The organism is Actinophytocola sp. (assembly GCF_036002505.1).
Lineage (GTDB): Bacteria > Actinomycetota > Actinomycetes > Mycobacteriales > Pseudonocardiaceae > DASYTH01.
The window spans coordinates 1-5,660 of record NZ_DASYTH010000412.1; the positions used below are offsets into that span (position 1 = coordinate 1).

The following is a 5,660-nucleotide window of genomic DNA, read 5'->3' on the forward strand; positions in this document are numbered from 1 at the left end:
CCGAGCAGCGCCGGGCCGGCCAGGAAGAGCAGCCCGTTGAGGATCGCGCCGCCGACGCACATCACCACGCACATCTCCAGCCAGTGCCGGGCGAAATGCCAGACCTGGCTGCCCAGACCAAGTCTCGGAGTCGTCGTCGCGTGCATTGCCTGCCGCCTCTCCGCCCGGTGCACGCATGACGGCCCGGGCATCGATCGGTCCTGATCCAGGTACCCGAGCCGCCGATGGGCGACACCTGCCGGTTTCTTTACCGTCTGAAGACGCCGTCTTGAGGTGACCGGCCGGCCCCGGAGCGTGTGACGATGAGAGCCGTGCTGGATGTTCGGCGACTTCTCGTGCTGCGCGCGGTCGCCCGGCATGGCTCGCTCGCCGCGGCCGCCCGGGAACTCGGCTACAGCCAGCCCGCGATCAGCCACCACATCCACCGGCTGGAAGCCGAAACCGGCGTTCGGCTGATCATCCGCGACGGCCGCGGCGTCACGCTCACCGAGGCCGGACGGGCGCTGGTGGCCCGCGCCGACGCGATCGCCACGGAACTGGCCGCCGCCGAGACGCAGCTGGCCGCGTTCGCCCGCACCGCCGCCGGCCACGTCCGGCTGGCCGCCCTGCCCAGCAGCAACGCCACCCTCGTGCCCGCCGCGCTGGCCGACCTGGCCGCCCGCGGCCTGGACATCACCGTCTCCCTCGTCGAGGCCGGCCCGGACCAGGCGTTCACCCTGCTGGAGCGCGCCGAATGCGACCTGGCCATCACCTTCGACCACCCCACCCTGCCCGCACCCGCCGGGCTAATGACGATGCCGCTGCTCGACGACCACCTGTTCATGGTCCTGCCCCTCACCCACCCGCTGGCCGGCGACGAGGAGATCGACCTGGCCCGGCTGGCCACCGAACCGTGGATCATCAGCGAACGCTGCCGCGCGCAGACAATTCACGCCTGCGCCCTGGCCGGGTTCACCCCGACCGTCGCCCTGGCCACCGACGACTACCAGCAGGCCGTGCCGCGGCTGGTCGCCGCCGGCCTCGGCGTCAGCCTCACCACCGCCTGCGTCAGCCGTGGCACCCGCCACCCCGACGTGGTCCTCGTCCCGGTCGCCGGCATCGCCCCCAGACGCATCATCGCCGCCCTGCCCGCCAACCCCCGCCCCACCGCCGCGGTCAGCGCCGTCCTGGACGCGCTGCAAAAGGCCGCCAGCCGGGGGGAATCCGGCACCGACGAAGAGATCCAGTAGCCCCTGGCGCCGCCGCCCGACCCGGTGAGCAGCGCCGGTCCTCGCCGCAGGACGGCCTCCCATACGTCCCCAGCGGCTTGATGGCGCGAACCGGTCACCGTGCCTCCAGGTCAGGCGGCCGGCGCAACAGCACGCCGGTGCAGCAGCGTCACCGCCCACACGCAGGCGCCGCCGTAGGCATGCAACGCGGCCGGAAACGCGCCCCCGACATCATCGGCCCCGACGCCGCGTTGATCGCGCCGGTCGAAGACGGTGGCCGGCACGCCGACGCGGATCAGCCGATCAATCGAGACCCCCAGCTGCCGGTGGTGCGCGGCCAGGTCCGCGTTCAGCGCGGCGACACCCGCACGCTGCCCGCCCGGTGCGTGACGGACGGGGAACTGCACCAGCGGCACATGCCGCTGCGGCATCCTCACAATGTCCGACGGCTTGAGCGTCTTTGGCTCGGGCGGCACCGCCAGCCGACCCGCCGCCAGTTGCGCCGCGACCGGAACCGCCGCCTGCGCCAGCCGAGCCGCCGCCTCCGCATACGCCACCGCGCAGCGGCACGCCGACGCGACAGCCGCCTCGTACCCGTCAACCCCCACACACCGGTCGGCAACCGCCCACGAGGCCGGCGCCGGACGCGGCTCACCGATCGATGCCAATGCCCACCGCTTACCCAACCGCGCCCGCGCGTAGGCAAGACCCGCGTCGCTGCACACCAGCGTCAGCGGCACCAACACCGCCAGGATGTCATCGAGCACATCGACGCCATCACCGACCGACAGGAAATCCAACAAGCTACCCATGCCGGGCTCCTGCAGGTGACGGGTCCGGACGCCGCCACTCTACGACCGGTCCCTATCGCCGACCATGAGCTGAACAGCCCCCATACCGTCACGCATCCGCCGCCGGCGCTCGTCCGGGTACCGGCCGACCGCGCGACCCCCACGGTCCGCGACCCGCGGCGATGCCGAGCGGCGCGTACCAAGATGCCGCGCGCCACCAGTGCGGCACACCACAGCACGGGCAGGGCCGTCTTCGCCGCCTGGGCCATCTCCAGGTCCGCTGCCACGGCGGTCGCGCTCCGGCGGGCCCGGGCCGGCAGGGTGGGCGAGCATCGCGCATGGATGCTGCGCAGCTTCGCCCTGGCCCTCGTCTTCATGACCTTCGACCTCGCCCGAATGGCCCTCGCCGGCGTGGGGCTGCCCCGCACATTCGTCTCCGCCTTGGGGCTGCTGCTCAGCGCCACCGCCAGCGTGACGGTGGCCGGGCTGTGGATCCGTCACACGCGAAGGCGGCCTCGAGCCCAGTCAGCGCCATGAGGGTACAGTCGGCCACCAGCCCGTCAGGATTTGGGCCGGGAAACATCTGCGGGCTGCCCTGTGGGCCGCGTATCGCAGGTAGCGCACCGGCGTGGTAGGCCACGAACGCGATGGCGGGCGGGGCGCACAGCTCGTTCATGACCACGTTCGCCGGTCCCGTCGTCGTCATAGCCCCGCGCATGTGCGCAGGATGGTCTCCCGGCAGCATGATGATCGACCGCGCCGTGCCGGCGTTCCATGGGTGCTCCTGCCGCGGTTAGGGTTTCCTCATGACCAGCCCGCAGGACGGTCGCGTCGGTGGCGCAGCCGAGTTGGGAGTTACCGCGCCAGCCGTGAGCAGTCCGCCCGGCGACGGTACGGCGGGTGTTCCGCTGACCGAGCGGATCCTGTCGCGGCTGCCCGGGCCCCGGCTGGCATGGATGCTCGTCTGGGCGCTCGTTCCCTGGCTGAATCTTGTCGCCGTTCGCGTGTCGGGCGCCGCGGAGTGGGCCGGCACCGGTGGCACGCCGGTGGGTGAGGTGCTCAACCGGACGGCGGTCAGCTGCGCGATTCTGCTGTCGCTGTGGGGTGCGGCCCGGATCACCGATGAGCTGCGACGCGTGGGCGGGGCTGACCGAGGTGGTCGAGCAGGACGAAGGTGATGTCCGGGCTGTGTTCCGCGGCATGGACAGCACGGTCGCTCCGCTGCTGCTGACCGCGGCCGGGGTTCTAGTCTTGCCGCTCGATGAGGCGCTGACCGGCGAACCGGGCGCCGCGGTGATCCAGGCGGTTACCTGGGTGGTGGTCGGCATCCCACTGTGGACGGCGGTCTGGGTCTATCTGACGCTGCAGCTGGGCCTCAACCGGCTGGGCCGCGGGCACCTCACCCTGCAGGGCTACCGCGGCGACCGGAGCCTCGGGCTGCGGCCGGTGGGCCGGCTGGCGTTCACCGGCTTCTGGATGCTGATCGGCAGCGTCGGCCCGCTGGTGCTCACCAACGTCTCCGACGCCGCGGGCGTGATCCTGGGGATCGCTGTGCTGGTGGTGGGGATCGGGCTGTTCTTCCTGTCGCTGCGCCGGCTGAACCGGCAGATGGTCGTGGTGAAACAGCGGGAGCTGGACCGGGCCCGTGTCCTGTACATGCAGGCGTACGACAAGGTTCGCGACCAGCCCACGCTGGAGGTGTTGCAGGGACAAGTCGGCCTGCTCAATGCGGCCGAGGCACTGGAGAAGCGGGCCGAACGTATCCAGGAATGGCCGTTTGATGAGGCCACCTTCGCCCGGGTGATCACCATCGCGTCCAGCGCCGTCGCGACCATCATCGCCCGCCTGCTGCTGGAGCAAGTCGGCCTGTAGGGCAGCCGAGCCGCGCTTCGACCTCCACGCCGGATCAAACACAGGCTGTCGATTCACGCGTCGTGTCGTGCTGGCGCATCCGCCGACCGTCGCATGCCGTTGGCTCTCCTGCCTGGACGACGGCGACGGCGCCGTACGTCGGCCTCTTCGATTCCGTTCCGCGGCTTCTGGATATGCCGGGAACGAGCTCGTTGATCCGCAACTATCTGGGCTTTCCGCGGGGCATCGGCGGTGGTGACCTGGCGCACCGGGCCTGGCAGCAGGCGGTGCTGTTCGGGGCCGAGTTCGTGTTCACGCACCCGGCCAACGGGCTCACGGCGCACGGCAATCAGTTAGTCGTCACGCTCGACGACGGCAGCGAGGCCGTTGCCCGGGCGGTGATCATTGCGACCGGCGTGAGCTATCGCCGCCTGGGCATCCCCGCGCTGGATCGCCTCGTCGGGACGGGCGTTTCTACGGGGCGGCGGGCGTCGAGGCGCCGGCGATGGCCGGTCAGGAGGTGTACGTCATCGGCGGCGCAAATTCGGCCGGGCAGGCCGCGCTGCACCTGGCCCGGTTCGCCGCCCGGGTCAGCTTGCTGGTGCGTGGCCAGTTACTGGCCGCCGGTATGTCCGACTACCTCATCACCCAGTTGGAGGCGACCTCGAACGTCGACGTGCGGCTGGGCACGCGGGTGGTCGACGGCCGTGGCGAGACCGGCCTCGAGGCGCTGACGTTGGAGGATGTCCGCACCGGTCGGCGCGAGGAGGTCGCCGCGACAGCCGTGTTCGTCCTGATCGGCGCGGAACCGCGTACCGACTGGCTGCGCGGCACGGTGGAGCTCGACGACCGTGGATTCGTCCTGACCGGCGGCGACGTTCCGCCGCCGGCCTGGCCGTTGCCGCGGACGCCCCTGCCGTTCGAGACCAGCCTGCCCGGCGCGTTCGCGGCCGGGGATGTGCGGTACGGGTCGGTCAAACGCGTCGCCGGCGCTGTCGGCGAGGGCTCGGTCACCGTGGGCTCCGTTCACCAATACCTGGCCGAACAGCTGCGAACACTCCACCGGAGGTAGGGCATCCGTCTCGTTCCGGCCAGCTCGACGAGTTGCGGCGAGCTTGATCGCCTAGCATCGCGAGGTTCGGGTACACCCCGGGTGAAGAGACCGCCGTCGTCCCAGTGGATCGGGAGGTTGGCGAGGATGGCCCTCGACGAGGAGCCGGCAGGCGCGCAGCACAGGCCGGCCATCGCTGACCGGATACCAACTTTCGCCCTGCTCGGCGCCAACGTCGTCTCATCGGTGGGCAACAACATCACCCTGCTGGCAGTCCCATGGTTCGTCCTGGAGACCACCGGAAGTGGTGTCAGGATGGGCATGCCGGTGCCGCGATGGGCATCGGTGGGGTGCGCACAACGGTCGAGGCCCAAGGCGTTTTCCCTCCGAGGAATCTGCCATCAGCCTCCGTCGTCCGTACCCCCGGGGGCTAGTGACCTTCGACCCCCGCCCGGGGTGCCGTTGGCCTGTACCCCGGCCCGGTACCCAGGAGCACGGTTTGAGGTATCTCGCAACGGGATGGGGACGTCATGAGACGGCAACATGGCTACGTACGCCATCGCCCTGGCGATCCTCGTTGTCGGCCTCGCCGCGCTCGGGGTGCCGGCAGGCACGCTACCCATCGCGGCGCTCGTGCTGACCTGCCCACTCATGATGATGTTCATGATGTTCGGCATGCAGGGCGGGGCCCTGCGGCGCGGATCACAACGAACACCGCAGCCGGGCGCCTGAGGACACAGGACCAGGAAACCACCGTCG

General features: G+C 70.9%; 7 protein-coding genes. 6 read left to right on the plus strand and 1 reads right to left on the minus strand.

Translation table 11 applies throughout. The features are described from left to right. Positions 1–302 precede the first annotated feature (302 nt). A complete protein-coding gene (locus VGR06_RS36635; protein WP_327563807.1) occupies positions 303–1,229 on the plus strand; it encodes a LysR family transcriptional regulator in 927 nt (308 codons plus the stop codon). 110 nt (positions 1,230–1,339) lie between these two features. Here VGR06_RS36635 and VGR06_RS36640 read toward each other — a convergent pair whose 3' ends face one another. Next, positions 1,340–2,020 carry a hypothetical protein gene (locus VGR06_RS36640; protein WP_327563808.1) on the minus strand — a complete coding sequence of 227 codons (681 nt, stop codon included), beginning with the start codon at positions 2,018–2,020 and terminating at the stop codon, positions 1,340–1,342. Between the two features lie 321 nt (positions 2,021–2,341). Between VGR06_RS36640 and VGR06_RS36645 the strand changes: the two genes are divergently transcribed. The 5 genes from VGR06_RS36645 to VGR06_RS36665 all read left to right on the plus strand — a co-directional run bounded on the left by VGR06_RS36645 (position 2,342) and on the right by VGR06_RS36665 (position 5,633). Further along, positions 2,342–2,536 carry a hypothetical protein gene (locus VGR06_RS36645; RefSeq protein WP_327563809.1) on the plus strand — a complete coding sequence of 65 codons (195 nt, stop codon included), beginning with the start codon at positions 2,342–2,344 and terminating at the stop codon, positions 2,534–2,536. A gap of 332 nt (positions 2,537–2,868) precedes the next feature. Beyond that, a complete protein-coding gene (locus VGR06_RS36650; protein WP_327563810.1) occupies positions 2,869–3,177 on the plus strand; it encodes a hypothetical protein in 309 nt (102 codons plus the stop codon). Then, positions 3,122–3,871: a hypothetical protein gene (locus VGR06_RS36655; protein WP_327563811.1), complete on the plus strand. Its 750-nt coding sequence runs from the start codon at positions 3,122–3,124 to the stop codon at positions 3,869–3,871. The genes VGR06_RS36650 and VGR06_RS36655 overlap by 56 nt, the downstream gene beginning before the upstream one ends. A 484-nt stretch (positions 3,872–4,355) precedes the next feature. Continuing rightward, on the plus strand, positions 4,356–4,922 hold the full coding sequence (locus tag VGR06_RS36660; RefSeq protein ID WP_327563812.1) for an NAD(P)/FAD-dependent oxidoreductase: 567 nt from the start codon (positions 4,356–4,358) through the stop codon (positions 4,920–4,922). A 522-nt stretch (positions 4,923–5,444) separates the two neighbouring features. Further along, on the plus strand, positions 5,445–5,633 hold the full coding sequence (locus tag VGR06_RS36665) for a DUF2933 domain-containing protein (RefSeq protein ID WP_327563813.1): 189 nt from the start codon (positions 5,445–5,447) through the stop codon (positions 5,631–5,633). Positions 5,634–5,660: the final 27 nt, after the last annotated feature.